Below are 332 nucleotides of genomic sequence, written 5' to 3'. Positions count from 1 at the left end.
GACAACCCTCCTTGGACTTGTAGTCACCACCGGTGCAGATGCCAGTGCGAGCGAAGTAGTCCCAGGCCTCGTCATCGTAGCCCCCTTGACAGCCGTTGACGCAAGACACGGCGCAGGGACAGCAGCAGGTCAGCAGGTCCTCCACGGACAGATGGCCGTTGAACTGTGTCTTGGTAGCGATGCAGAATCGGTCTGTGAGTGCTGCAGTTGCTGCCACGGCCCAACATGAACCGCAAGGACCCTGGTCTCTGATTTCCTGCAATGCAACACAAGTGCTCCATTTTGTCCTGGCGTCAAATGTCTTTGGCAACTAGATGTCCTCTTCATCGTCC

1 protein-coding gene is annotated in these 332 nt (G+C 56.6%); it reads right to left on the bottom strand.

The annotated features are described in order from the left end of the window. Positions 1-310 (bottom strand): C1 family peptidase (locus P2081_RS21210; RefSeq protein WP_369011418.1); only part of this gene is annotated, 310 nt, incomplete at its 3' end. Positions 311-332: the final 22 nt, after the last annotated feature.

The sequence above is a fragment of the Pseudophaeobacter profundi genome, assembly GCF_029697505.1.
In the GTDB taxonomy this organism is placed as follows: Bacteria; Pseudomonadota; Alphaproteobacteria; order Rhodobacterales; family Rhodobacteraceae; genus Pseudophaeobacter; species Pseudophaeobacter profundi.
Note: the sequence above shows the minus strand (reverse complement) of the source record. Positions and strands in the feature narration are given on the sequence as shown.